General features: G+C 34.1%; 23 protein-coding genes and 3 pseudogenes. 12 read left to right on the plus strand and 14 right to left on the minus strand.

Going from position 1 to position 22890, the window contains the following annotated elements:
• The first annotated feature begins 102 nt into the window (after positions 1 to 102).
• A complete protein-coding gene (gene hpt, locus JFT95_RS21770) occupies positions 103 to 630 on the plus strand; it encodes a hypoxanthine phosphoribosyltransferase (RefSeq protein ID WP_000687586.1) in 528 nt (175 codons plus the stop codon).
• 84 nt (positions 631 to 714) lie between these two features.
• Positions 715 to 1617 carry a diacylglycerol/lipid kinase family protein gene (locus JFT95_RS21775; RefSeq protein WP_002167501.1) on the plus strand — a complete coding sequence of 301 codons (903 nt, stop codon included), beginning with the start codon at positions 715 to 717 and terminating at the stop codon, positions 1615 to 1617.
• A 40-nt stretch (positions 1618 to 1657) separates the two neighbouring features.
• Here the strand turns inward: JFT95_RS21775 and JFT95_RS21780 are convergent, their stop codons facing one another.
• Together JFT95_RS21780 and JFT95_RS21785 are read right to left on the minus strand one after the other, a co-directional pair.
• Positions 1658 to 2167 (minus strand): DUF2199 domain-containing protein, encoded by a 510-nt coding sequence (locus JFT95_RS21780; protein WP_105589939.1) that lies wholly within the window; start codon positions 2165 to 2167, stop codon positions 1658 to 1660.
• Between the two features lie 29 nt (positions 2168 to 2196).
• On the minus strand, positions 2197 to 2334 hold the full coding sequence (locus JFT95_RS21785) for a DUF7003 family protein (protein WP_002167499.1): 138 nt from the start codon (positions 2332 to 2334) through the stop codon (positions 2197 to 2199).
• Positions 2335 to 2457: 123 nt separating this feature from the next.
• Here JFT95_RS21785 and JFT95_RS21790 point away from each other — a divergent pair.
• Both JFT95_RS21790 and JFT95_RS21795 read left to right on the plus strand, forming a co-directional pair.
• Positions 2458 to 2805, plus strand: a pseudogene (locus JFT95_RS21790) (Rpn family recombination-promoting nuclease/putative transposase); the annotation flags it as partial.
• A gap of 151 nt (positions 2806 to 2956) precedes the next feature.
• A pseudogene (locus JFT95_RS21795) lies at positions 2957 to 3556 on the plus strand (Rpn family recombination-promoting nuclease/putative transposase); the annotation flags it as partial.
• Positions 3557 to 3595: 39 nt separating this feature from the next.
• Here JFT95_RS21795 and JFT95_RS21800 read toward each other — a convergent pair.
• The 3 genes from JFT95_RS21800 to JFT95_RS21810 form a co-directional block, all read right to left on the minus strand.
• A complete protein-coding gene (locus JFT95_RS21800; RefSeq protein ID WP_002129612.1) occupies positions 3596 to 4360 on the minus strand; it encodes a hypothetical protein in 765 nt (254 codons plus the stop codon).
• A 466-nt stretch (positions 4361 to 4826) separates the two neighbouring features.
• Positions 4827 to 5006, minus strand: coding sequence for a hypothetical protein (locus JFT95_RS21805; protein ID WP_033709536.1), 180 nt, complete (start codon positions 5004 to 5006; stop codon positions 4827 to 4829).
• 75 nt (positions 5007 to 5081) lie between these two features.
• Positions 5082 to 5429, minus strand: coding sequence for a YxeA family protein (locus tag JFT95_RS21810; protein ID WP_002129615.1), 348 nt, complete (start codon positions 5427 to 5429; stop codon positions 5082 to 5084).
• A 198-nt stretch (positions 5430 to 5627) separates the two neighbouring features.
• Here JFT95_RS21810 and JFT95_RS21815 point away from each other — a divergent pair.
• Positions 5628 to 6085: pseudogene (locus JFT95_RS21815) on the plus strand (transcriptional regulator).
• A gap of 24 nt (positions 6086 to 6109) precedes the next feature.
• Complete coding sequence (locus JFT95_RS21820) at positions 6110 to 6493, plus strand: hypothetical protein (RefSeq protein WP_002129618.1); 384 nt, start codon at positions 6110 to 6112, stop codon at positions 6491 to 6493.
• A gap of 50 nt (positions 6494 to 6543) precedes the next feature.
• On the opposite strand, the gene JFT95_RS21825 is transcribed toward JFT95_RS21820, so the two are convergent.
• Both JFT95_RS21825 and JFT95_RS21830 read right to left on the minus strand, forming a co-directional pair.
• Positions 6544 to 7143, minus strand: coding sequence for a DedA family protein (locus JFT95_RS21825; RefSeq protein WP_002191018.1), 600 nt, complete (start codon positions 7141 to 7143; stop codon positions 6544 to 6546).
• Positions 7143 to 7721: a class I SAM-dependent methyltransferase gene (locus tag JFT95_RS21830; protein ID WP_002129619.1), complete on the minus strand. Its 579-nt coding sequence runs from the start codon at positions 7719 to 7721 to the stop codon at positions 7143 to 7145. The genes JFT95_RS21825 and JFT95_RS21830 overlap by 1 nt, the downstream gene beginning before the upstream one ends.
• Positions 7722 to 7920: 199 nt before the next feature.
• On the opposite strand from JFT95_RS21830, the gene JFT95_RS21835 reads away from it, so the two are divergent.
• Positions 7921 to 8487 (plus strand): epimerase, encoded by a 567-nt coding sequence (locus JFT95_RS21835; RefSeq protein ID WP_201053246.1) that lies wholly within the window; start codon positions 7921 to 7923, stop codon positions 8485 to 8487.
• Between the two features lie 65 nt (positions 8488 to 8552).
• On the opposite strand, the gene JFT95_RS21840 is transcribed toward JFT95_RS21835, so the two are convergent.
• Both JFT95_RS21840 and JFT95_RS21845 read right to left on the minus strand, forming a co-directional pair.
• Positions 8553 to 10502 carry an ABC transporter permease gene (locus JFT95_RS21840; RefSeq protein ID WP_201053248.1) on the minus strand — a complete coding sequence of 650 codons (1950 nt, stop codon included), beginning with the start codon at positions 10500 to 10502 and terminating at the stop codon, positions 8553 to 8555.
• A complete protein-coding gene (locus JFT95_RS21845) occupies positions 10489 to 11259 on the minus strand; it encodes an ABC transporter ATP-binding protein (RefSeq protein WP_000859658.1) in 771 nt (256 codons plus the stop codon). The genes JFT95_RS21840 and JFT95_RS21845 overlap by 14 nt, the downstream gene beginning before the upstream one ends.
• A 305-nt stretch (positions 11260 to 11564) precedes the next feature.
• On the opposite strand from JFT95_RS21845, the gene JFT95_RS21850 reads away from it, so the two are divergent.
• Positions 11565 to 12437 (plus strand): AraC family transcriptional regulator, encoded by an 873-nt coding sequence (locus JFT95_RS21850; RefSeq protein WP_201053250.1) that lies wholly within the window; start codon positions 11565 to 11567, stop codon positions 12435 to 12437.
• Between the two features lie 190 nt (positions 12438 to 12627).
• Here JFT95_RS21850 and JFT95_RS21855 read toward each other — a convergent pair whose 3' ends face one another.
• From JFT95_RS21855 to JFT95_RS21875, 5 genes are all read right to left on the minus strand, one after another.
• A complete protein-coding gene (locus JFT95_RS21855; RefSeq protein WP_201053252.1) occupies positions 12628 to 14202 on the minus strand; it encodes a permease in 1575 nt (524 codons plus the stop codon).
• The gene (locus JFT95_RS21860) at positions 14192 to 14908 is read right to left on the minus strand and encodes an ABC transporter ATP-binding protein (protein ID WP_002167491.1); all 717 of its coding nucleotides are present in this window, start codon (positions 14906 to 14908) and stop codon (positions 14192 to 14194) included. Before JFT95_RS21860 ends, JFT95_RS21855 begins: the two co-directional genes overlap by 11 nt.
• A 160-nt stretch (positions 14909 to 15068) precedes the next feature.
• Positions 15069 to 15707, minus strand: coding sequence for an SdpI family protein (locus JFT95_RS21865; RefSeq protein WP_002034494.1), 639 nt, complete (start codon positions 15705 to 15707; stop codon positions 15069 to 15071).
• A 24-nt stretch (positions 15708 to 15731) separates the two neighbouring features.
• Complete coding sequence (locus JFT95_RS21870) at positions 15732 to 16367, minus strand: SdpI family protein (protein ID WP_201053254.1); 636 nt, start codon at positions 16365 to 16367, stop codon at positions 15732 to 15734.
• A complete protein-coding gene (locus JFT95_RS21875; RefSeq protein ID WP_001070538.1) occupies positions 16364 to 16636 on the minus strand; it encodes an autorepressor SdpR family transcription factor in 273 nt (90 codons plus the stop codon). The genes JFT95_RS21870 and JFT95_RS21875 overlap by 4 nt, the downstream gene beginning before the upstream one ends.
• Positions 16637 to 17050: 414 nt before the next feature.
• On the opposite strand from JFT95_RS21875, the gene JFT95_RS21880 reads away from it, so the two are divergent.
• The 4 genes from JFT95_RS21880 (at position 17051) to JFT95_RS21895 (ending at position 22872) form a co-directional block, all read left to right on the plus strand.
• Entirely contained in the window at positions 17051 to 17746 is a 696-nt protein-coding gene (locus JFT95_RS21880) for a response regulator transcription factor (protein ID WP_000276730.1), read from the plus strand.
• Between the two features lie 2 nt (positions 17747 to 17748).
• Positions 17749 to 18771, plus strand: a complete 1023-nt coding sequence (locus JFT95_RS21885; RefSeq protein ID WP_002167488.1) for a sensor histidine kinase — start codon at positions 17749 to 17751, stop codon at positions 18769 to 18771.
• 94 nt (positions 18772 to 18865) lie between these two features.
• Positions 18866 to 20845, plus strand: a complete 1980-nt coding sequence (locus JFT95_RS21890) for an FtsX-like permease family protein (protein ID WP_002167487.1) — start codon at positions 18866 to 18868, stop codon at positions 20843 to 20845.
• 68 nt (positions 20846 to 20913) lie between these two features.
• Positions 20914 to 22872: an FtsX-like permease family protein gene (locus JFT95_RS21895; protein WP_201053256.1), complete on the plus strand. Its 1959-nt coding sequence runs from the start codon at positions 20914 to 20916 to the stop codon at positions 22870 to 22872.
• Positions 22873 to 22890: the final 18 nt, after the last annotated feature.

Raw genomic sequence — 22890 nt, forward strand, 5'->3', positions numbered from 1 at the left:
TTTGTGGGCATTTCTGTAAAAACCTTATATCTTCTTTGACTTTTTTCTTTCTATCCTTTACAGTCGAAATGTTCACAAGTTTTACACTGTAGGAGGATTCAAATGAAAATTGAAATAAAAGACACTTTAATTTCTGAAGAACAATTACAAGAAAAAGTAAAAGAACTAGCACTTCAAATCGAACGTGATTTTGAAGGAGAAGAAATCGTTGTAATCGCTGTATTAAAAGGATCTTTCGTATTCGCTGCTGATTTAATTCGTCATATTAAAAACGAAGTAACTATCGATTTTATCTCTGCATCTAGCTACGGAAATCAAACAGAAACAACTGGAAAAGTAAAACTATTAAAAGATATCGATGTAAACATTACTGGAAAAAACGTAATTGTCGTAGAAGACATTATCGATTCTGGTTTAACACTTCACTTCTTAAAAGATCACTTCTTCATGCATAAACCAAAAGCATTGAAATTCTGTACGTTACTTGATAAACCTGAACGCCGTAAAGTGGACTTAAAAGCTGAATATGTTGGCTTCCAAATTCCAGACGAATTTATCGTTGGCTACGGTATCGACTGCGCAGAAAAATATCGTAACTTACCATTTATCGCTTCAGTTGTAACGGAGTAATATAAATAGAGTAAACTTCCATCAATTATTGATGGAAGTTTATTTTCTATCACGATTCGTAAAAGACAAAGGGAGAGAATAAAAATGACAAAGACAAAATTTGAAAAAGTACTCCTCATCGTAAATCCGAAAGCAGGACAAGGCGATTTACATACGAACTTAACAAAAATCGTACCACCTCTTGCGGCAGCTTTTCCTGACCTGCATATCCTTCATACGAAAAAACAAGGTGATGCAACAAAATATTGCCAAGAGTTTGCTAGTAAAGTAGATTTAATTATCGTCTTTGGTGGTGACGGAACTGTATTTGAATGCACTAATGGCTTAGCCCCTCTTGAAACTAGACCTACACTTGCAATCATTCCAGGCGGAACTTGCAACGACTTCTCTCGCACACTCGGCGTTCCGCAAAATATTGCAGAAGCAGCAAAACTCATTACAAAAGGACATATAAAACCAATCGATGTCGCAAAAGCAAATGGACAACACTTCTTAAACTTTTGGGGTATTGGACTCGTCTCTGAAGTATCAAACAATATCGATGCAGAAGAGAAAGCAAAGCTTGGTAAAATTGGTTACTATTTAAGCACCATTCGAACTGTAAAAAACGCTGAACCATTCCCAGTAAAAATCACTTACGACGGACAAGTATATGAAGACGAAGCTGTCCTTGTTATGGTTGGAAACGGTGAATATCTCGGGGGTATCCCATCCTTTATTCCGAACGTAAAATGTGATGACGGAACACTTGATATTTTCGTAGTCAAATCAACAGGCATTCAAGCGTTTAAAGATTATATCGGAAAAAAACTATTTGAAGACTCAAATGAAAATGACATCTTCCATGTAAAAGCGAAATCCATTCATATTGAAACAGAAGAAGAAAAAGAAGTAGATACAGATGGAGAAAGCTCACTTCATACACCGTGTCATATTGAATTGTTACAAGGACACTTTACGATGATTTATAATCCTAATATTGTGTAATGAAAAAAACGAGTGATATCACTCGTTTTTTTCTTCTAATCTAATTATGTCGTTGTATAATTTCTTGTATTTCTTTCACTCTCTCTAAAGTAATTCCATTTCTTTGTTCTATCGCTAAAGGGTGATCGGTTGGCTCTAATTCAACATACGGTGCCATTCCAACTTCTCTTATATGTACATTTGTCTTTAAATTTAGTGTTTCTGGATAAACTGGTATTTCTACAGATAACCAGCCAAAATGAGGATCACTATGCTCTCGTCCTCTCTCATCCCACTCTTCTAGTACTTGATCATAACTTTCTTTACTAAGTGATACCCACACAGTCCAGATGAAATTTTCGTGGTAATCAATTATAGGAATCTCTAAACAGCCTCTAATAAAATAATGTTCATCGTCCATTACACAAAGATCTGATGTTAAATGGAAGCGTCCCTCTCTTTCATGAGCCGCTACCTCGTAGTAATAAGATGGTGCTTCACTTCCGTAACATAAAGGGAATGTAAATCGGTTCATTTGTATCTTTTCTCTGGACTTTTTTCTTCTTTTCATCTATTATGAGTTCTCCTATCCTTTAAATTTCATTCACACTCAAAATCCATCCAATTTTTCCAATGTGTATTAGAATCCTTATTCACAATAACACTTGGATCTTTCTTCTCTATTGTAGCAGCTACTGATTGAAAAAATTCAATTTCACTAGAGTATAACATAGACATACTTGCCTTTTATTTTCTAATAATACTACTAATAAAATAGCAGAAGGGTCTGTTTGCATGCCCCAGTTCTTTTTAGATACAATGAAGGAAAGAAGCAACCTGATACAAGGGAGAGAAAAAACTGTGTTCAACCAACAGTTAGTTAATTTACGCATTGATTTTGCATTTAAACAATTGTTTGGTACGAATGGTAGTGAAGATATTCTAATTGCATTTTTAAACGCTATGTTACAAGAGTCTTTAGAGTCGCCCATTGCTTCTCTACAACTAGAAGATCCACATTTACATCGGGAATATGAAGAGGATAAGTTATCTATTTTAGACATTTCAGCGACATTAAACACAGGAACAAAAGTAAATGTAGAAATACAGCTCAATAATAATCACGATATGATAAAACGTAGTTTATATTATTGGGGAAAATTATACACATCCCAATTACAAAAGGGCATGCCATATAGCTCACTGCATAAAGTGAAACTTTAATCAGTGGGGGTTTTGTCCATCCCCCACTGATTATTAGTTGAACCAATCGGGCATTTACGGACAGCTATCTCCCACCTAACTTCCTCGCATTCGCCTAATTTTGAGGTGGGAGTTTTACTGCCCGTTAATGCGGGATAAAACCATCACCATAAATTTATTAAACTTCATAATGTTTTCAGAACAAAACGCCTTCCATTCAACGAGTATATTATGGAATACACAACAACAGAAACTCCTAAGTGACGACATAGAAATTCACATTGTAGAAATCCCAAAGTTAACAGAACAATGGCATGAAGAAAAAGTAAATCCGTGGAAAGATCCATTTGTTCGTTGGCTTTTATTACTTTCAGCAAATGAGGATGAGCACTTAACTAAAACATTGGAGGATATTGCTATGAACCAAGATCCTATTTTACAAAAAGCGATAAATAAATGGGAACGTATGAGTCAAGATTCTTCTTTCCGACAAGCCTATGACGCAAGGGAGAAAGTTTTAATGGATGAAGCAGCAAAATTCGCCCACGCAGAGACAGAAGGAATAAAAAGAGGAATGGAACAAGGAATAAAAAAAGGGATTGAACAAGGCATTGAAAAGGGTCGAAAAGAAGGGGTTCAGCAGGGGAAAATTCAAATGATTAAAAATATGTATGATCTTGGTATACCACTTGAAACGATTACTAAGGCAAGTAAATTAAGTGTGCATGAGGTTGAGCGTATTTTAGGACATAAATAGTAATAAAAAAGAGCTTGAATGGTTTCAAGCTCTTTTTTATCAACTTTCCTCAATTCTTTCCATCTTCCAAACTAAATTATCTGGATTGTTTTTCTCTAAAAAGGTTAACATCCACATAGTTTTTCCTTTGTCGTTCATCAACATCACTTTATGGTTTAACTTCCAAGCCACGTCACTAACATAATTAGACATTTTATACATATCTTCTTCTCTCATAAGCTTTTCCTTTTTGATTAATCGTCTCGTTCTATACTCCCTTATTTCTAAGTACATATCAGCATAAGCCACTTCATGCTGCCAAATTATACTACATACATATTTTTTATTCGGACTACTCTTCTTTATATATACAAGTTCATTTTTATAATCCAAATCCAGTACCTTATTGTATGCCTTTTCTAACATCTCTATATCCCAATCACATTCCACAGCTAAACTCTTCATTTCAGTATGAACGATTTGAAGTGCTAATTCTTTTTTCTCTCTATCTGATAAATATGGAAAATCCTTTACACTCCCACACTCTACAAACACATTCATATATTCAGGAAAAATTCGATATTTCTTCTCCCACTGATTTAATAATGAAATATCATCCACACAGTAAATCAAGATAACTTTTTCATAGTCTGTTCTTAACTTTGACATATGTCGCTCGTATAAAGAAGTAATACAGCTCGTTTCTTTTAAAAAAGATATCTCTTCCTCATAGTTACTCGAGGATGTTGATTGTAATATCTCTAGACTGCTTATATTCTCTTTTCTCTTTAGAAAACTTAATCGGATATCTCTTATAATCGGCATTTACTCTCTCCTTCTTAATTCTACGAATATATAATTGATTCTCTAGCGCCAACTAATCAATTTCAACCCATCCCATTCCCATATAGAGAAATAAAAGCCCCACTACAAAAAAGAGCGCACCAATTAAAAAGTAGAACGGTGCACCTCCCTGCAGCGCATCACAAAATAGCCCTAGAATGTTTTGTGATACTACTGTCCATTTATCTTTTTTTGAATCTTTTTCTTTTATTTATTTTACAAACCTATAAATACTTAGACCAATAAAAATGATGCCTATTAATAGGCACCCTACTATGATAAGAATTTCCAAATATAACACTCCATTTAAACCTTGCTATGTACACCCTATTTTAACTAAAAAAGCGAAAGAGAACATCATTTTCTCTTTCATTTTTCTGAAATCGCAATGTGATTTTTCAACGTAAAAAATCCAAAACCATACAAAGTGATTTTGGATTTTTTATAGTTAAAATGTTACATTGCATTTCGAACAAAAAGGAGCAGAATTGCCTCTCCTAATTTTCGCATCACATTTTGGACAATATACATATCGTTCTTCTATCTTTTGTCGCTCTATCCTATGTAAGGATACTATTCTCATACTACACATAAATCCAATTAAAATAAGACTAACAATGAGTAGCATCATTCTTGCCCCCTCCCACTACACTTTACCATAAAATAACAAAACCGATTCCTTCATTAAGAATCAGTTTTATACTTACAGTCCTAACTTAGCCTTCGCCCCATCAGGAATTTTATCTATCGTTACTTGCACTTTATCACGCAAGAACTCGCCTCTAGTAAGCACATGCCAGTACGAACCTTTTTGTAATTCATCTACTCCATCGATTGTAACTTCTTTTTCCTTACCATTTTCATCATAAGCTTTCACTTTATATTCACGACCTTTATCTCCACCTAACTCTTTGCCATCTGTATCAATTATTGCATAATGATCCTCTATATCAAGAAAGGGATTCATTTGATCTAGCTTAGCGCTCCCATTTAATAAATATACCGCTCCTGCCATGATGACAAGTAACGATGCAAGGATAAATCTTTTCATCTATATTCCACCTTTCATTATGTTTTTCTATAGGACGTTTCTAAATATAGAGTGTATTTCTTAATAAAAACTTGTACGGTTTCTTAACATTTTCTTAAACTAAAAGGGAACTATTAATTAGCAAGATCAAAAAAATAAAAAGTGACCCTTTACACCATTATTGACATTTTTACACCATACAAGAGAGGAAGATGTATGATGGACAAGCAAGAATTTATTGGATTAGTCAATTCAAAATTAAAACTCATTCGTGTTGAGAGCGATTTATCACAAGATAAAATGTCAGAAATTATTGGTTTATCAAAGAAAACATTAGTAGAATTGAAAAGGGTAGACGCACGCTAACATGGGCAGGCGCAGTTTGTGTCGTAACACTCTTCGAACAGAGCGATACAGTCCAAATGACATTCGGGGATGATGTGAATGAAATTATAAAAACGATCGCTTTTACACACTACAATACGAACTTCCCGAAGACTTTAGGAGGAAAAGTATGGTGGCGACAAATAAAAGAATTAAACGGTTACCAAATCCAACAAAATATTTTATCACAACATTATAGAATTTTAGATACAGAAGACCGCAGAATATGTCATTCATTCGAATTGGATGACATTGAACAAAGATTTACGGAAATGGCAAACTCGTCTCAATAAAATAAATTTCGGAGTATAATTCAAATGAAAAAACAGACAAATATCACGATTTTAAATACGTTAATCATTAGCACCTTAGTATTTAATTTGTTTATTTTCACATCGAGAATGAGCTTTTTACCTTGGTATATTGAAGATGGATGGGGATATTTAGGATTATTATTTACATCCTTTATTTTCTTACTTTGCTTCTTTCAATCTTCGAAGCTTCATAAAGATGGAAAGTTAACTACGCTACAAAAGTTCATTCCACTTGCTTCTGCCGCACTTTCAATCTTTGTTCTTATCACTCCATCAAGTGATTTTATGACTATATTAGCCAATCTGATCAATACAATCATATTAACAATTTATATAATTGTATTTCAGACAATGCCTAATGTAAGCAATAAGAAGCTATTACATTAAAGGGGAGAGTTATTCTACAAAATAACTCTCCCTAAGTATAAACCTCTATTCTACTTACTCATCACTGTATTTCTTCTTTGCTTATACAAATAAGCACCACTCGCAATAACAAAAACAATCCCGCCAAAATACGCGCCATACTTTATCGCAACTGCTACAATACTTTCAATATGTTGTCCAAATAAAGAACCGAGCACAAAATAAACAAGTGTCCAAACGAACCCTGTCGTATAGGAATATAAAGCATACGTCTTAAATGACATGTTATTCATTCCAACTAAATACGGCACAATATGTCTTACAACAGGTATGAAATAACTTGTAACTAACGCATAATGACCGTATTTTTCAACCATCTGTTGCGATTTTAAAAGATATTTTGCTTTTTTCTTTTTCATTAGCTTATCAAGTACTTTCGTACCAAATACTTTTCCTATTATATAACCTAAAGAAAGCCCTGATACAACGCCTAAATATGTTAAGACAAAAGCGGGAATTACATTTAATATGCCTAATGATGATACGAAACCACCACTCATTACAATCATTTCATCTGGAATCGGCATACCGATAATACCAAGCCATAAACAAAAAAATAGTGCCCAATAACCATACTGCTCAATGTATGACATTAATTCATGTAGCTCCATTATGCATATGCTCCCCTTAGCTCTTTTTTACAGCTAAAGACGTAAGCTGGTGGGAAATTGAACCACACTTTTTCTAGTGTAATTTCAGGGAAGAAATGCTGTATAAATCCTTTTTTCACAAGTGAATATTGGAATGTAATAAATTCTCCATTCTCATGTATCGTTTCCATTACACTGTTTAAAATGCGCTTTGAAACCTCTTCTGGTAAAGAAGTGAAAGGCAATCCCGATAAGACGTAATCAATACATTCTATATTCAATTGTTCCATATACTTCTTTATATTTTCCGCTGAGCCGTGTATAACAATCACGTTCTGCTCATCTTTAAATTTTCTCTTTAACTCTTTGAAAAATACTTCATTAATTTCAATAAGAAGAAATATTGTCTCCTTCTTCTTTCTCTTTATAATTTCTTTCGTAAAGGCTCCTGTACCAGGCCCTAGCTCTACAATGCATTTCGCTCTATTAAAATCAATTACATCTACCATTTTCTTTGCTAATATCTTTGAACTTGGCGCAATCGCACCAGTATGTTTCGGATGTTTAATAAATTCATTTAAGAATGTTATGAGCTGCATGTAACTTCTCTCCATTCGTTCAATAGTTTTCAACTTGTGTTTAAGTATAACTATCGTTTCTTAACAAAAATTGAGGAGATTTCTTAAGATTTTATGAAGATGAAGGAAATCTCCTTATTTACTATAAGCAGATATGAAAATTGAATTACAAGGATAAACGACTCGAACATATACGAGTAAGGCATCTTGTTTATTTACCATGAATGATCATGATCCTACTCCGATTTTGTATAGCGAAGTTACTATTTTTATGTTAGAATGCTCTAAGATATTTGGAATTAGTATAGAAATCATTTTTGGAGGCTTTATGAATAATCAAAACGATAATAAATCAAATGCATTATTTGCAGCTATACAAATAGTGCTACCACTTTTATTACCTATTCTTGTCCCTACATTTTTAATAGTGGGAATGAAAAAGTGGATACCCGATGAAGTTAAGTATCCAAGCATAATATCATTGTTCGCATTATGTATGGGATTTTTCATAGTAGGAATTCTCTTCTCTATTGTTTTACGTTTATGTAAATTATCTGAGGGAAAATTAAAGGAATTAGGATTTTTAGGATTTACACTTTCGGCTGTTAGCACATTTCTAAGTTTTTATGTAGGTTACTTTTTGTTGGCAGACCTTAACTTCACATCAGTTGAATTATCACCTCATGCCGTATTAATTTTCGCTATTCTATGTACCTTGCTATTGGAAGGTATTTTTAAAGTAATGGACATGTTTGATAGTTCGGACGAAAATAAAGCTCACGTATAGACAAAAAAGCATTCGACTAACATGTTAGTCGGATGCTTTTTTACTAAGATAAAACAACTCTTTCATTACTTCGCGCTCACAATCTTATAATAAGAGCGAACTGTTAAGAAGTAATATCCGATATAAATAACGCTGTATACTCCGATACTAATTAGAAGCGGAATCATAATTTCAAATGGTAGTATGTTCCCTAAACCTTTTAATGCAAACAAACTGTGTAGAATTCCGATTACTAGTGGAATTGCAAAGATAAAGCTCACTTGTTTTGCAATAGCTTTTTTCATTTCTTGTTTCGTTACACCGACTTTATGAAGGACAACGTAACGCTCACGATCTGCACTTGCTTCTGTTAGCTGTTTGAAGTAAATAATAGAACCTGTTGCTAGTAAGAATACAAGTCCTAAGAACATTCCGATGAACATCATTAGTCCAGTTGCTTCAAGTCCCATATGGAAACCAGTATAGAAGTCTCTAAATGGTGGTGCCATTTCTGATTCACTAGCTGGCATCACTTTTGTTAATTTTTCTGTTAATACTTTACTGCTTCTTTCATCTTTTACATCAATATTTTTTACAACACGTGTTCCAAATGCTTGCTTCGCCTGTTCATACATTTCATCTGAAACGACAACAACTAATTCACCTAAGTTCGTAATTGCATTATTATTTGCACCTTGGATCGTCAATGTCTTCGTTTCATTTCCAATTTGGAATACCGCTTTATTTCCTTTATATTCAGGGCTAAACTCATACCCTTCAATATAAGAACTATCATATATAAATGCTTCTCCAGTAGCTATATTCACTGTTTCCGCATCGATTTTTTTCGCAAGTTTGTTGAATTCAGATTGAGATATAAATTGATATTTCTCTGAGATACTGTAGTTCATATTAAAGATGAAATCGACTTTAGCTCCTTCAAACTTTCCTTTTACAGGAACCATCTCAACTTCAAATTGATCTTTTACAGGGTGATTCTCTTTCTCTTCAGCAAAAATCGCATTTACTTTCTTATCTAGTTCTGCATCTTTCTTCTCATAAGAGTAGCTGTATGGTGCAACTGCTTTTGATTGTGTAAATGTGTTGTAATACATCGTAACTGACGTACCAACCGCCGTTAATGTTACTGCACTTAAAATAGAAATTGTCGCAAGTGACTTTGCATTTCCTTTAATACGATATAGTAACTGTGACGTCGTTATCATATTCATACCGTTATAAAACGATGATTTATTATTTCTTGCACGTTTCAATACGAATACTGTAAAGAACATAAATAGTAAATACGTACCTAATACTGTCGCAAGTAATATATAAAGTGCGACTGCCATAAAGTTTGCATACATAACTGCCTTCATAAACATTAACGCTAAGAAATAACCTGAGCCGATTAAGAAAACTGAAATTAACGCCATAATTACGGATCCTTTTGGCATTGCTTCTCCTTCACGCTCTGCGCGGAAAAGTTCAATTAACTTAAAGCGATAAATTAAACGATACCCTTGAAGTGATGTATATAAAATAATCACAAAGAAAATAATTGCTGTATCAATAATCGCAGCCATCGGTACTTCAAAATGAACATTTAAGTTTAATCCCATCATACTTACTAGTAGTTCAAGGAATAGTTTCGAAAGGACGCTACCGATCGCAATCCCGATAATTAAAGACATTAATCCCATTAACATATTTTCATAAAAGAGCATTTTACCGATCTGTCTTTTTCGGATACCAAGTAACGAATATAGCCCAACTTCTTTTTTACGTTTTCTTGTAAAGAAACCGTTCGAATATATAATAAACACTGCTACGAAAATGATTAGCATTACACTGGAAACTTGGAATGCACCGCTAATCTTTTTTGATGCTTCCGCTGCTTTTTCCATTTGTGAATTATATTGCAGTGCTTTAAATGTAAAGTAAATTACGATACTAAATATCATAGATGCAAAATATACAAAGTAGTCTTTAAAGTTCCGCTGTATGTTGCGGAGGGCAATGCTAGATAAGGTCATCAGCCATACCTCCAGAAATGGAAGACATTACGTCAACGACTTTTTGGAAGAACTGTTTACGTGTTAATTCACCACGGTGTAATTCTTTATATAACTCACCATCTTTAATGAAAATAACTCGTTTACAATAACTAGCCGCAAACGCATCATGCGTTACCATTAAAATTGTAGAATTATCATATTCATTTAACGACTTCATACTTTCTAATAAATCTGTCGCTGATTTAGAATCAAGTGCTCCAGTCGGCTCGTCCCCAAATATCATACTAGGACTTGTAACGATCGCACGCGATGCTGCGCAGCGCTGCTTCTGTCCACCGGATACTTGATATGGGAACTGACTTAAAATATGATCAATACCGAATTTCTTTGAGATTTCAAGAACGCGGCGATCAATCTCACTCGCTTTCACCTTTGATAACGCAAGAGGTAACGCAATATTCTCTTTCACCGTTAACGTATCTAATAAGTTATAATCTTGGAAAATGAACCCTAAATGATCACGGCGGAATAACGCTAGCTTATCATCGTTCATCTTCACGATGTCTTTTCCATCAATTAAAATCTCACCGTTCGTCGCATTATCAATTGTAGAAAGAACATTTAAAAGAGTCGTCTTACCCGAACCAGAAGGTCCCATAATTCCAACGAACTCACCTTCTTTTACTTGTAAGTTAATACCTTTTAAAGCTGCAAATTTATTCCCACCTGTGTCATATACTTTTTCAATATTTTTTGCTTCTAACACTGTTTTCATCTCGACATCCCTCATTTCTTCTATTCTCTATTTTCAACTATATACACTCTCTACTCTTGCCACTATCGATGTTTCTTACACAAACATGACAGTTATGTAAGGCACATAAGTAAAGACATCAGAATTTAACCTAATGTACTAAAGTACTTTGTTACTATAACATCGGGATATCATGCCATCCATTCATTCTCCTTACAGGAACATTACAATTTTGTAAGGTTAAAAATGCCCCCACAAAGTTGTGCATGAAATGTCGGATGGAGCTATTTCGTTCCTGATATTCTATATACAAAGGAGGTCATATAATGGATTCACTTAAAAATATGAATGCGGCAATGCAGTATATTGAAGACAACCTTACACACGAAATTGATTTTAAAGAAGTCGCAAAAATAGCTTTCTGCTCCGAATATCATTTCAAAAGAATGTTTTCTTTTCTAGCTGGCATATCACTATCAGAATATATTCGCTGTAGACGTCTTACCCTTGCTGCCTTTGAACTAAAAGATAGCAATGTAAAAGTCATTGATGTCGCTATAAAATATGGATACAACTCACCAGATTCATTTACACGTGCATTTCAAAATTTGCACGGAATAACGCCTTCAGAAGCTCGAAGTACAATTCGTTCTTTGAAAGCTTATTCACCAATGACCTTCCAACTATCCATTCAAGGAGGAAATGAAATGAACTATCGAATTGAAGAAAAAGGGCCATTTCAAATCATTGGTATACAAAAACGAGTACCGATTGTTTTTAACGGTGTAAACGAAGAAATTGCTTCTATGTGGAAAAGTTTAGACAGCGAATCAATCGAAACATTAAAGTCCCTTTCAAATATTGAACCTACCGGAATTATTAGTGCTTCTACGAATTTTTCTGAAGGAAGAATGGAGGAAAAAGGCGAACTCGATCACTATATTGGAGTAGCTACAACAAAAGATTGTCCAAAGCAATTCAAACAACTTGAAGTCGCAGCTTCAACATGGGCTATATTTGAAGCTGTCGGTCCATTCCCTGATGCATTACAAAATGTATGGGGGCGTATTTATTCTGAATGGTTCCCCTCTTCGAACTATGAGCTAGCGGAAGGACCAGAACTTTTATGGAATGAAAGTAAAGATGTATCCCCGCCGAATTTCAGAAGCGAGATATGGGTACCTGTTTTAAAAAAGTAATATAAGGATCTAAACTGTTTCAAAATAAAGAAGCTGCTCTTCCTCTTTAAAGGAAAAGCAGCTTCTTATTTTATCCCGCTATTTGTGGGCAGTAAAACCCCCACCTCAAAATTCAGGTGGAGCAAAGAAGTTAGGTGGGAGTCGGGCTAATAATCAGTGGGGATGAACAAAACCCCCACTGATTAAAGTTTCACTTTATACTTCTTCTCGACTCGTTCTTATACAAGAAAATAGTAACAATCGTAAGTACTATAACAACTCCAAAAGTAAATACTCTGTAGTTCGAGATTGTAGCAGTACCGATTAATACGGCTGGTATAACAGCCGTAATTAAACCACCAAACATGCCGACAAACGATCCTACACTTTGTTTTACTATTTGAGTTTCTGATACCCAATCATAATAACCAAATCGATTATTAATAAAAATCCCCCATACTGCCGAAAAGAATGAATATGTTATCGGTGTTATTACGATGAAAAGAGAACTCCAAACATCTAGTTTTAACCCTATTATTAGTAATACGGCACTAATAAGTGATGCAGGTATACTTAATGAAAGATTCATAAGAATTTTACTGTCATAAATCATCTTTGGCGCTATAGGCAACGACTTAATAATCCATACATTTTTTCCTTCTAATGACAATGATACACATGTTGTACACGTCATCGAAATCGCTGCTGCAATAGCAAATGGCGCAACCTTTTGCAACAGGGCCTCTATTCCAGGATACGCTATTAATTGACTTGGCCCTACTACAACTATAGCTAGTGCGAAAGCTAGCGCCATCACAACTCCCATTCCGCTATTTACCACATACACTGTAGAAGAAAAGAAACGCTTCAGTTCTTTTTTATACAATGCGGCCAATACACTTTCTTTTCTCATGCTATGAATTTCATAATTTGAAAGCATATGATAAGTGGTAATCTCTGTATTTATTTGCTTATATTTTAACGAAAGGCTTTTTACAAAAAGATAATACCAAATAACCGATATCCCAACAAACAGGATGAAAGCTACAATATCAGCATGAACAATTGCTTTTTGAAACATGTTAGCTAATGGATACACTTTAGTTAGTTGCTCTGAAATAATTGCACCTATTCCGTTCATATCATTAAGACTATATTGAGCATTTCCGCTTTTTAGCATAAAGAAACCGAATGTAATAATTACTATAAAACTTAAAGTCGTAGTTATTTTATTCGTATTTTTAAATTTAGAAGCGATTGCCGTAATAGCAGCTCCAAAAATCGCTGCTATTGTTGTTGGAATTAAAGATGCTATAAACATACTGATGAACCACATAAAGTAAAAAGAAACTGATGGCCTCTCATGTATGCCATAAACAACTCCCATTGGTAGCATGATTATGATTGAAAAGATCGTATTCAGCAAATATAAATACAAAAACCTACTTGTAATAACCGTACTTACACGAATCGGTAATGACATTAAAAGATCGTAATCCTTAAAAGCAAAAATCTCTCCATTTGCCTTAAATATAGTGAAAAACAACGTCAATACACTGCTAATAACTAGTGCATAAACTGGGATAATTTCACTTATTCCTAGTCTCACCAATCCATATGCCGAGGCCCCACAATATAGCATTAACATGACACCCACCAAGGCAATAGATGCTGTCAGTAAAATCTTATTCTGCTTCTTTTTCTTATCTTTTTCGTATTTAAAAGTATTTAAACCAAGCTGCGTTATCAAGCGGATTTTTAAAAGACCTAGACTACTAATATTCATTAGCAAGCTCCTTCATAAAGAGCTCTTCCAATGATCCTTCCTTTATTAAAGAATTCACTTCCCCTGAAAGTGCTAATTTCCCTCTATTAATCATCGCTATTTTATTACATAACTTCTCCGCCACATCTAAAACATGCGTAGAAAAGAAAATCGCGCTTCCCTTTTCACAAAGCTCCTTCATAATACCTTTCAACACTACAGCAGCCTTTGGATCAAGACCAACGAAAGGTTCATCTAAAACTAATAATTTCGGTTTATGCAAAACCGCTGATATAATCGCCACTTTTTGTTTCATACCATGTGAATAAGAAGATATTAAATCACCTAGGTACGGTGTAATCTCAAAAGCATCTCCATACTTTTGTATCTCCTTTTCCCGATCTTTTGCAGACACTTTAAACACATCCGCAACAAAGTTTAAATATTGAATTCCTGTTAATTGCTCATATAAATCTGGATTATCGGGAATATACGCCACTACTCTCTTACATGCAATCGGATCCTTTTTTACTGAATATCCATCAACAAAAATTTCACCCTCTTCAAAATCTATAACTCCAACTAACGACTTAATTGTTGTACTTTTCCCCGCACCGTTATGCCCAATAAATCCAAAGATATCTCCTGCTTGAACAGTAATATTTAACTGATCTACTGCTTTTTTGCCACCTTTGTATGTCTTGCTAAAATTTATAATTTCTAACATGTGATTTCCCCCAAACTATCTTTTTAACTGAATTTTCAGACCCAAAAGCAAAAAATTTACTCAGCGAGCTTTTTCGTTATCCCCACTGAGTATTAAAATTTCTTAACACATAGAAACTATAAATATAAAATTTGACTAGTACAGTTCAATCCCTTATTGCTCACAATTGCATTTCTTTTTTATAAATAGCATATGACTTTATCGTTGATATGAAGATGCATATTAATATTATTCCAATCCCCATAAAAATATTGAATGGATCTGGAAGTACCGCCCCAGCATATATACAAAGTGCACCTATTACAAATACCTTCGAAGCAAATCTGTGTGTTTTTCTCCAAACTACAGGATTTTCTAATGTCCAGTCCATCCGGATTCCTACTAAGCCATTTGGCTTCGTTTGTTGCATATAATTGCCGAGTACTAAAAACAATGTTCCAAGTCCGAAATTAAATGCAATGGAGCCCGATGCAATATAATTAGACACTGCTAATAGCGCAAATATATTACAGCCGAACCCTATCAAAAGAATTGCATAATGGATTGCAGAAAGGACTTTAGCATGCTGTTTATACTTATCTTTCGTTACATCAATATACCCCATAGCTAGCCATATCAAATACAGCAACACCATACTACCTATTGAAACTGAACTCGCTTCTACTTTAGAAAAATATCCATCTACCATTCCTGCAGCATTATAATGACGTGGAATTTGTTTCGGTAAATAAGGCCATACAATGTACCAGCCAATTGCAATTGCAATAATTAAACTCCATGGTAATACGTGTCTTTTCATCCTCTCTCCCCCATAAATTTTATATTAAGCCCCTATCTCTTTCTTATAAGCAACATAGGAATATCCCATCGTTAGTCCTACTGCACCAATAATAATTCCAGCCATTACGAAAGATTTCCATGCTACCGGCGCGAAAACACTTAAAATCATAATGATTCCTAATGCAACAAACACCTTTCCACTAAAACGGTGTGTTTTTCTCCATACTTCTTCGTTACTTAACGTCCACGGTGTTTTTATGCCTACAAAGTAATTTGGTTTACATTGTGGTAAATAGTTTCCGATAACTATGAATAGAATACCAACTAATAATTCAGGCATGCGATTAATGAATAAGTTATATCCTAATCCACTTGTAATAATATCTATATTTCCTACAAATAGTAGCAATAGTATCCCGTTATTCATCATCATAAAAGCTTTAGAAAATTTCTCGTAATTTGCTTTCCTTGGATCAATCTTTGGTATCACATTTAGAAATACATATAACGCAATCATAATTCCAACCATAGAAATCATTCCATATAATTTAGAAGAATAACCATCTACCTTACCACCACTCCAATGTGTCGCGATTGTATCCGGCAAATGTGGCCAAGCAAACGCCCAAGCTAGACAAGTTATAAGAATTAATATAATTGCAAAAAGATGCTTTTTCATTTCCCCTCTTCCCCCTTATTTGTAAATGTAAACACCCAAGTCAATAAATCTTGAAAGACAGTTGTGTTCAAAGAGTACACAACGAATTGCCCTCTTTTTTCATCTTGAATAAGTTCAGCATTTTTAAGTGCATTTAAGTGGTGTGAAATACTTGGCTTTGTCATGTTGAACTGTTCAGCAATTTCCCCAGCTGTTAAATCGCCTTCTTTTAATAAATCTAAAATTTTTCGCCTTGTTGGGTCTGCTAATGCTTTGAATGCTTGATTCAATGTCTTTCTTCCTTTCACTAATTAGAAATTTAGATATTTATCTAAATGTTAAAATGATTTCAGTCAATTGTCAATTATATATAAGGCCCTTTTTACTTTTTCCACTTTTGACCCATACTGTTTACTATATAAATCCTGTTTAATCTTTCATCATATAAATACGCCACAACTATGCTATGTATAACAAAAAAGGAAAGCCTATTCATTTGATTTCTTTGTTTTTACTTCGGACGGGGCAAAAAAGGCTCTGACCGCTTCTATGCATGGCTGGATCCTCTCTCTCCCCTAAAAAGACAAGTTCTATGTCGTCTTTTAAACTTTTATATTTATATAGCTCTCATTTCAACATAATGAAAAGACTTGAAACACATGATACACTATAGCTACAATTGTTTTTTTAGGAGGAATATACATATGTATAAAATTTTAATCGTTGAAGACGATCCAAATATTTCATCATTATTACAATCTCACATTCAAAAATATGGCTATGATGCTGTTGTTGCAGAGAACTTCGATGATATTATGGAATCGTTTAACGCCGTGAAACCACATCTTGTTTTACTTGATGTAAACTTACCAAAATTCGATGGCTTCTACTGGTGCCGTCAAATCCGTCATGAATCTACTTGTCCAATTATTTTCATTTCGGCACGTGCTGGTGAAATGGAACAAATTATGGCGATTGAAAGCGGTGCGGACGATTATATTACGAAGCCGTTCCACTATGACGTTGTAATGGCGAAAATCAAAGGTCAATTACGCCGTATTTACGGTGATTATGCACCAAATATTTCTGAACGTATCGTTGAAGTTGAAGGACTAAAACTATTCCCTGAGCGTCCCGAAATTCATTTTGGCGCTGAGCAAGTTCTTTTAACGAAGAAAGAGGCAATTTTAGCAGAAATGCTATTATCTAAATTCCCGCGTACAGCGAGTCGTGAAGATTTACTAGCCGCTCTTTGGGACGACGAAAGCTTCGTTGAGGAAAATACATTAAACGTAAACATCACGCGTCTTCGTAAAAAGTTCAATGAGCTTGGTATTGAAAATGCTATTGAAACAGTACGTGGACTTGGGTATCGTTTTAACGCAACTTGGAGTGAATAAACATGAAGCTATTTTTACGTGATCATTTTGCATTTTTCCTACTATATGTATTAAACTTCGGAATCATTTTCGTTCTTTATGATGCAGTAGACGGATTTCAAAATAATAAGTTTTACTTCATCGTTTTAAGCTTATACTTATTCATCTGTTTCCTCGCTTATCGTTACGTTCGTAACCGTAGAATGTACCACAGATTAAGTGAACCACCAGAGAAAATGGAAGATGCGTTTATTGAAAGAGCGACTGCTCCTATGCCCCACAGTGTAAACGAGCTCGTTCGTACGCAATATCGCCTATTCCAAAAAGACCTACAAACATTCGAAGTAAAACAGCAAGAACACCAATTATTTATTAACCATTGGGTACATCAAATGAAAACGCCTGTTTCTGTTATGCAGCTTATGGTGCTTGAAATGGAAGATGAGCATTTAATCCCTAAATTCAAAAAAGAGCTAGAGCGATTAAATCAAGGGCTCGATATGGCTTTATACATGGCAAGATTAAATAACTTCCATGAGGACTTCCATGTTGAGACGATTTCATTAAAAGATGCTGTAACAAAAAATATTAACGGATTAAAAGAACTATTCATTCGAAACGGAGTCTTCCCCGTTTTAGAAGTTCATTCAGATTTAAAAGTTGCTTCTGATGCGAAATGGCTAAAGTTCATTATTTATCAGTTAATGACAAATGCAGTTCGCTACTCTGGTGAGCGCGGAAAGAAAGTTTTCTTATCAGCTTATCGCAATGGTAAAGATATTATTTTGGAAGTTCGTGACGAAGGCGTTGGTATTCCGCAAGAAGATATTCGAAGAGTATTTGAACCTTTTTACACTGGAAAAAACGGTCGTGCATTTGGAGAATCTACTGGTATGGGGCTTTATATTGTAAGTAAAATTTGTGATTATTTAGGTCACTCTGTGAAACTAGACTCTGAAGTTGGTAAAGGAACGACGATTAAAATCATCTTCCACAACGCTGCAAATAATCAAGCAGAAAATACGGAGAAGGTGACCGAAGCATGATCGTAACATATGCTAGCAAAATGTATGAGATCTCACTCTCATACATTTTTTGCAATAAAACTACATATCGGCCTGCTAACGGGAGGCATATATTATGACATTTTGGCAATTTGCATTTAAAAATGTAACGCGCAACTCAAGAGCTTATTTTGCCTACTTTATAAGCAGTGCCTTCTCTATTGCTGTTTTCTTTTCTTTTGCTGTTTATTTATTTCATCCGAAATTACAAAACTTCAATATGATCTCTGAAATTTCAGGGTTAATGATATTTTCAGAAGTAGTAATTGTTTTCTTCTCTTTCTTCTTTTTACTATATTCGATTGGATCATTTTTAAAAGTTCGTAAAAAACAATTTGGGATTTTAACCATTTTAGGTATATCGAAAAAGCAATTACATCGTCTCGTTTTTACGGAAAATATGTTAATTGGTATTTTATCTATCTTTTTCGGCATACAGTTTGGGTTTGTTTTTTCGCAATTTTTCTTATTAGTGACAGCGAAAATTACGCACGTACCAGGTATATATTTATACGGGCCTACTAACGCAATCATTCTAACGACCATCGTTTTTCTTAGTCTTTTTATCATTGTATCTGCATTCACACCAATGCTTATTCGTACAAAAAAAGCGGTACACCTTTTAAAAACAAATGGTGGAAAACAAAAAGAAAGAAAACCATCCATATTTATTTCTTTATTTGGTGCTATCTGTTTATTAGGCGGCTATGCTTTAGCTGGAAATCCTAAATATTTTGTCTCAGTAAGCCCGCAAATAGGTGTTATATACATGGTTTCAAGTATCTTCGTAATCCCAACGTTTGTTACAATGGGAACGTATTTTTTCTTTTCGCAAATTAGTTTTTCACTTATTTATATTTTGAAAAAAAGAAGAAAATTTTATATGAAACGGATAAATATGCTTTGGATATCTGATTTAGCAAACCGTATTCGAACAAATATTAATATGCTTTTTATTGTGGCCATGCTATCTACCGTCGCTTTTACAATGATTACGTTTTTATATGGATTCGGGAAATTTATTAAACTAGAGGTTACTAAAACTTCACCTTTTCCAATTTCTTATTTTTCTTATGATGCGAATCCTTTTGTTGCAGAACACTTGAATTGGCTTGAGCAGCAATTACAAAGGGAAAATTTCTCTTATGAGAAAATAAACGCTGATTTATATGAAGCACCATTAAAAGAAGATCAAGGTATAGCCATTTATAATGACGTATATGCAATTAAGCAAAGTGACTATAACAAACTTGCGGATTCTTTACAATTAAAACAACTATTCATGGATGATAACGAAGCATATGTTTTAACAGGGACATCTTATATCACCATATTTAATGAGTTTGAGCAAAGCTACAACAGAGACTACATTACACTCTCTAGCACAAATACGAAATTACGAGTAAAAGGCTATGAATATGTGAATGCAATTCCATCTACCTTTTCATATCAAACGTTAGTTTTACCTGATGCTGTTGTAGAAAATTTCCCCAATACAACTAAACATGTATCAGCGTACAATTATAAAGTACAAAACTGGGAAAAAACGTATAAAATTGCAGATGATTTTATAGAAAAGGTGCAAAAAGATCGAGATAAATCCCAGTACAAAGGACCTCTTATTCGCTCCTTTGAATCGGCAGGGTCACTATATAGAATAACATCAGGAAGTGCCGCATACTTCCTAATCGGGACATTCTTAGGTGTCATTTTCTTTATTGGAGCAGGTAGCGTTCTTTACTTCAGAATGTATACAGATTTAACGAACGAACAAGAAAAATATGTAGCAATTTCAAAAATTGGTGTAACAGATGCAGAGATGAAAAAATCTGCAACCATTCAACTTAGCATTTTATTTTTCGTTCCGTACGTTATGGCGTCCATTCATACAATGTTCGCAACAAAAATGCTTCAAGATGTAATTGGTTTATCTTTGTTCAAAGAAATTTCAGCTGTTCTTATTATTTTTGGAGTCGTTGAAATCCTATTTTTCTTATTCATTCGTTCGCTTTATATGCAAAAATTATCACAGTATACGAATGGGCAAAATATTTAAAACAAACTTTATGAAAAGAGTATCTCTCATACTCTTTTCATCTTCGCTCTATTAGGAGGTTTAGGTGAATGACATTTTGGCAGTTTGCATTTAAAAACGTAACGCGGAACGCTAGAGCTTATTTCGCCTATTTTATAAGCAGTGCGTTTTCCATTGCAATTTTCTTCTCGTTTGCAGTTTATTTATTTCATCCTAAATTGCATATGACAGGCGTGAATGCTGCTCTGAACATATTAATGACAATCTCAGAAGTTGTCATTGTATTCTTTTCATTTTTCTTTTTACTATATTCAATCGGTACTTTCTTAAAAGTACGAAAAAAACAGTTCGGGATTTTAACAGTACTTGGCATATCTCCAAAGCAATTAAAGAGGCTCGTATTTCTAGAAAACATGCTAATTGGTGGCCTATCCATATTTTTCGGCATTCAATTTGGCCTTGTCTTTTCACAGTTCTTTTTATTAGTTACCGCCAAAATTACGCATGTGCCTGGTTTATATTTATATTGGTGGCCTACAGCTGCTATCGTTTTAACTATAATTATCTTTCTTGGACTCTTCATTCTCGTATCATCTTTTACACCGATGCTAATCCGTACGAGAAAAGCTGTACGTCTTTTAAAAGAAGGAACAAAACAAAAAGAAAGAAAAGCATCTGTACTCATCTCTCTCTTTGGTGCGATATGTTTAATATCTGGATATGTTTTAACAGCAAACCCACTATATTTTATGTCACTAGGAGATATCGCTGGGCTTTTGTACGCTGCCTCCTGTATATTTGTCATCCCATCACTTGCTGCAGCTGGGACATATTTTTTCTTCTCACAAATTAGCTTCTTACTCATTCGCATATTAAAGACGAGAAGAAAATTTTATATGAAACGTATTAATATGCTTTGGGTTTCTGATTTAGCAACTCGGATTCGGACAAATATTAACATGCTCTTTATCGTGACGATGTTATCGACACTCGCTTTCACAATGATTACATTCTTATATGGGTTTGGGAAATTCACAAAGTTTGATGAAATAAGGCAAAATCCTTTCCCGTTTACTTATTTATCACATACTGAAAATACGCTTGCCGATGAACATTTAAATTGGTTAGAACAAAAATTTAACGAAGAGCAGTTTGCTTATAAGAAATTTAAAACGGATATATATGAAGTGTCTTCGGCAGAAGATAACGCGCAGCTCTATTATGCAATTAAACAAAGTGACTATAATATACTTGCTAAAGCATTAAATTTGGAAACGCTCACCGTAAGTAATAATGAGTCTTATATCCTTATTAAAGACATAGATGATCAATTCATTGGAACAGTTTTTGATCAAGAAAAGAGAAATACTCTGACACTTACTCAAAACTCTTTACAGCTACAAGTGAAAGAATATAAAAGTTATAACCCTTTCCCGAATAGCTTAATATCACAACTTCTCGTATTATCTGATGAAAATGTAGAAGCCTTATCAACCGCTTCAAAACAGATGAGTCTATATAGCTTCAAAGTTCCAGATTGGGAAAAGGCACATAATATCGGTTCAGCATTTATAACAAAAATTGATAATGACAATGCAGCTATTCAGGCAGAACATCCACCGTTTCATGCAAGTGAAGCAAGCGATTCTCTATACAAAACAAAATTAAATGTTGCTTCGTTTTTCTTAATTGGTACTTTCCTAGGTGTTATTTTCTTTATCGGAGCTGGCAGTGTTCTTTACTTCCGTATGTATACAGATTTAACAAATGAGCAAGAAAAGTATATAACGATTACAAAAATCGGTTTAACAGAAGTCGAAATGAAGCAATCCGCTACAATTCAACTTGCGATTCTTTTCTTTGTTCCTTACATTATGGCATCGATCCATACGATGTTTGCGACAAAGATGTTACAAGAGATATTACATCTATCATTATTCGCTGAGATTACAGTTGTACTTGTAATCTTTGGAACGGTTGAAATTATCTTTTTCCTTTTAATTCGTTCCTTTTATATGCAAAAATTATCACAACATATTAAGTTTTAAAAATAGAAAGGTGATTAT

The sequence above is a fragment of the Bacillus sp. TH17 genome (assembly GCF_016651125.1).
Lineage (GTDB): Bacteria > Bacillota > Bacilli > Bacillales > Bacillaceae_G > Bacillus_A > Bacillus_A mycoides.

Excerpts from the sequence above, each read along its gene's own strand:
- hpt (WP_000687586.1), top strand. The coding sequence starts at position 103 with ATGAAAATTGAAATAAAAGACACTTTAATTTCTGAAGAACAATTACAA.
- JFT95_RS21775 (WP_002167501.1), top strand. The coding sequence starts at position 715 with ATGACAAAGACAAAATTTGAAAAAGTACTCCTCATCGTAAATCCGAAA.
- JFT95_RS21780 (WP_105589939.1), bottom strand. The coding sequence starts at position 2,167 with ATGAAAAGAAGAAAAAAGTCCAGAGAAAAGATACAAATGAACCGATTT.
- JFT95_RS21785 (WP_002167499.1), bottom strand. The coding sequence starts at position 2,334 with ATGTCTATGTTATACTCTAGTGAAATTGAATTTTTTCAATCAGTAGCT.
- JFT95_RS21800 (WP_002129612.1), bottom strand. The coding sequence starts at position 4,360 with ATGCCGATTATAAGAGATATCCGATTAAGTTTTCTAAAGAGAAAAGAG.
- JFT95_RS21805 (WP_033709536.1), bottom strand. The coding sequence starts at position 5,006 with ATGCTACTCATTGTTAGTCTTATTTTAATTGGATTTATGTGTAGTATG.
- JFT95_RS21810 (WP_002129615.1), bottom strand. The coding sequence starts at position 5,429 with ATGAAAAGATTTATCCTTGCATCGTTACTTGTCATCATGGCAGGAGCG.
- JFT95_RS21820 (WP_002129618.1), top strand. The coding sequence starts at position 6,110 with ATGAAAAAACAGACAAATATCACGATTTTAAATACGTTAATCATTAGC.
- JFT95_RS21825 (WP_002191018.1), bottom strand. The coding sequence starts at position 7,143 with ATGGAGCTACATGAATTAATGTCATACATTGAGCAGTATGGTTATTGG.
- JFT95_RS21830 (WP_002129619.1), bottom strand. The coding sequence starts at position 7,721 with ATGCAGCTCATAACATTCTTAAATGAATTTATTAAACATCCGAAACAT.
- JFT95_RS21835 (WP_201053246.1), top strand. The coding sequence starts at position 7,921 with ATGAATGATCATGATCCTACTCCGATTTTGTATAGCGAAGTTACTATT.
- JFT95_RS21840 (WP_201053248.1), bottom strand. The coding sequence starts at position 10,502 with ATGACCTTATCTAGCATTGCCCTCCGCAACATACAGCGGAACTTTAAA.
- JFT95_RS21845 (WP_000859658.1), bottom strand. The coding sequence starts at position 11,259 with ATGAAAACAGTGTTAGAAGCAAAAAATATTGAAAAAGTATATGACACA.
- JFT95_RS21850 (WP_201053250.1), top strand. The coding sequence starts at position 11,565 with ATGGATTCACTTAAAAATATGAATGCGGCAATGCAGTATATTGAAGAC.
- JFT95_RS21855 (WP_201053252.1), bottom strand. The coding sequence starts at position 14,202 with ATGAATATTAGTAGTCTAGGTCTTTTAAAAATCCGCTTGATAACGCAG.
- JFT95_RS21860 (WP_002167491.1), bottom strand. The coding sequence starts at position 14,908 with ATGTTAGAAATTATAAATTTTAGCAAGACATACAAAGGTGGCAAAAAA.
- JFT95_RS21865 (WP_002034494.1), bottom strand. The coding sequence starts at position 15,707 with ATGAAAAGACACGTATTACCATGGAGTTTAATTATTGCAATTGCAATT.
- JFT95_RS21870 (WP_201053254.1), bottom strand. The coding sequence starts at position 16,367 with ATGAAAAAGCATCTTTTTGCAATTATATTAATTCTTATAACTTGTCTA.
- JFT95_RS21880 (WP_000276730.1), top strand. The coding sequence starts at position 17,051 with ATGTATAAAATTTTAATCGTTGAAGACGATCCAAATATTTCATCATTA.
- JFT95_RS21885 (WP_002167488.1), top strand. The coding sequence starts at position 17,749 with ATGAAGCTATTTTTACGTGATCATTTTGCATTTTTCCTACTATATGTA.
- JFT95_RS21890 (WP_002167487.1), top strand. The coding sequence starts at position 18,866 with ATGACATTTTGGCAATTTGCATTTAAAAATGTAACGCGCAACTCAAGA.
- JFT95_RS21895 (WP_201053256.1), top strand. The coding sequence starts at position 20,914 with ATGACATTTTGGCAGTTTGCATTTAAAAACGTAACGCGGAACGCTAGA.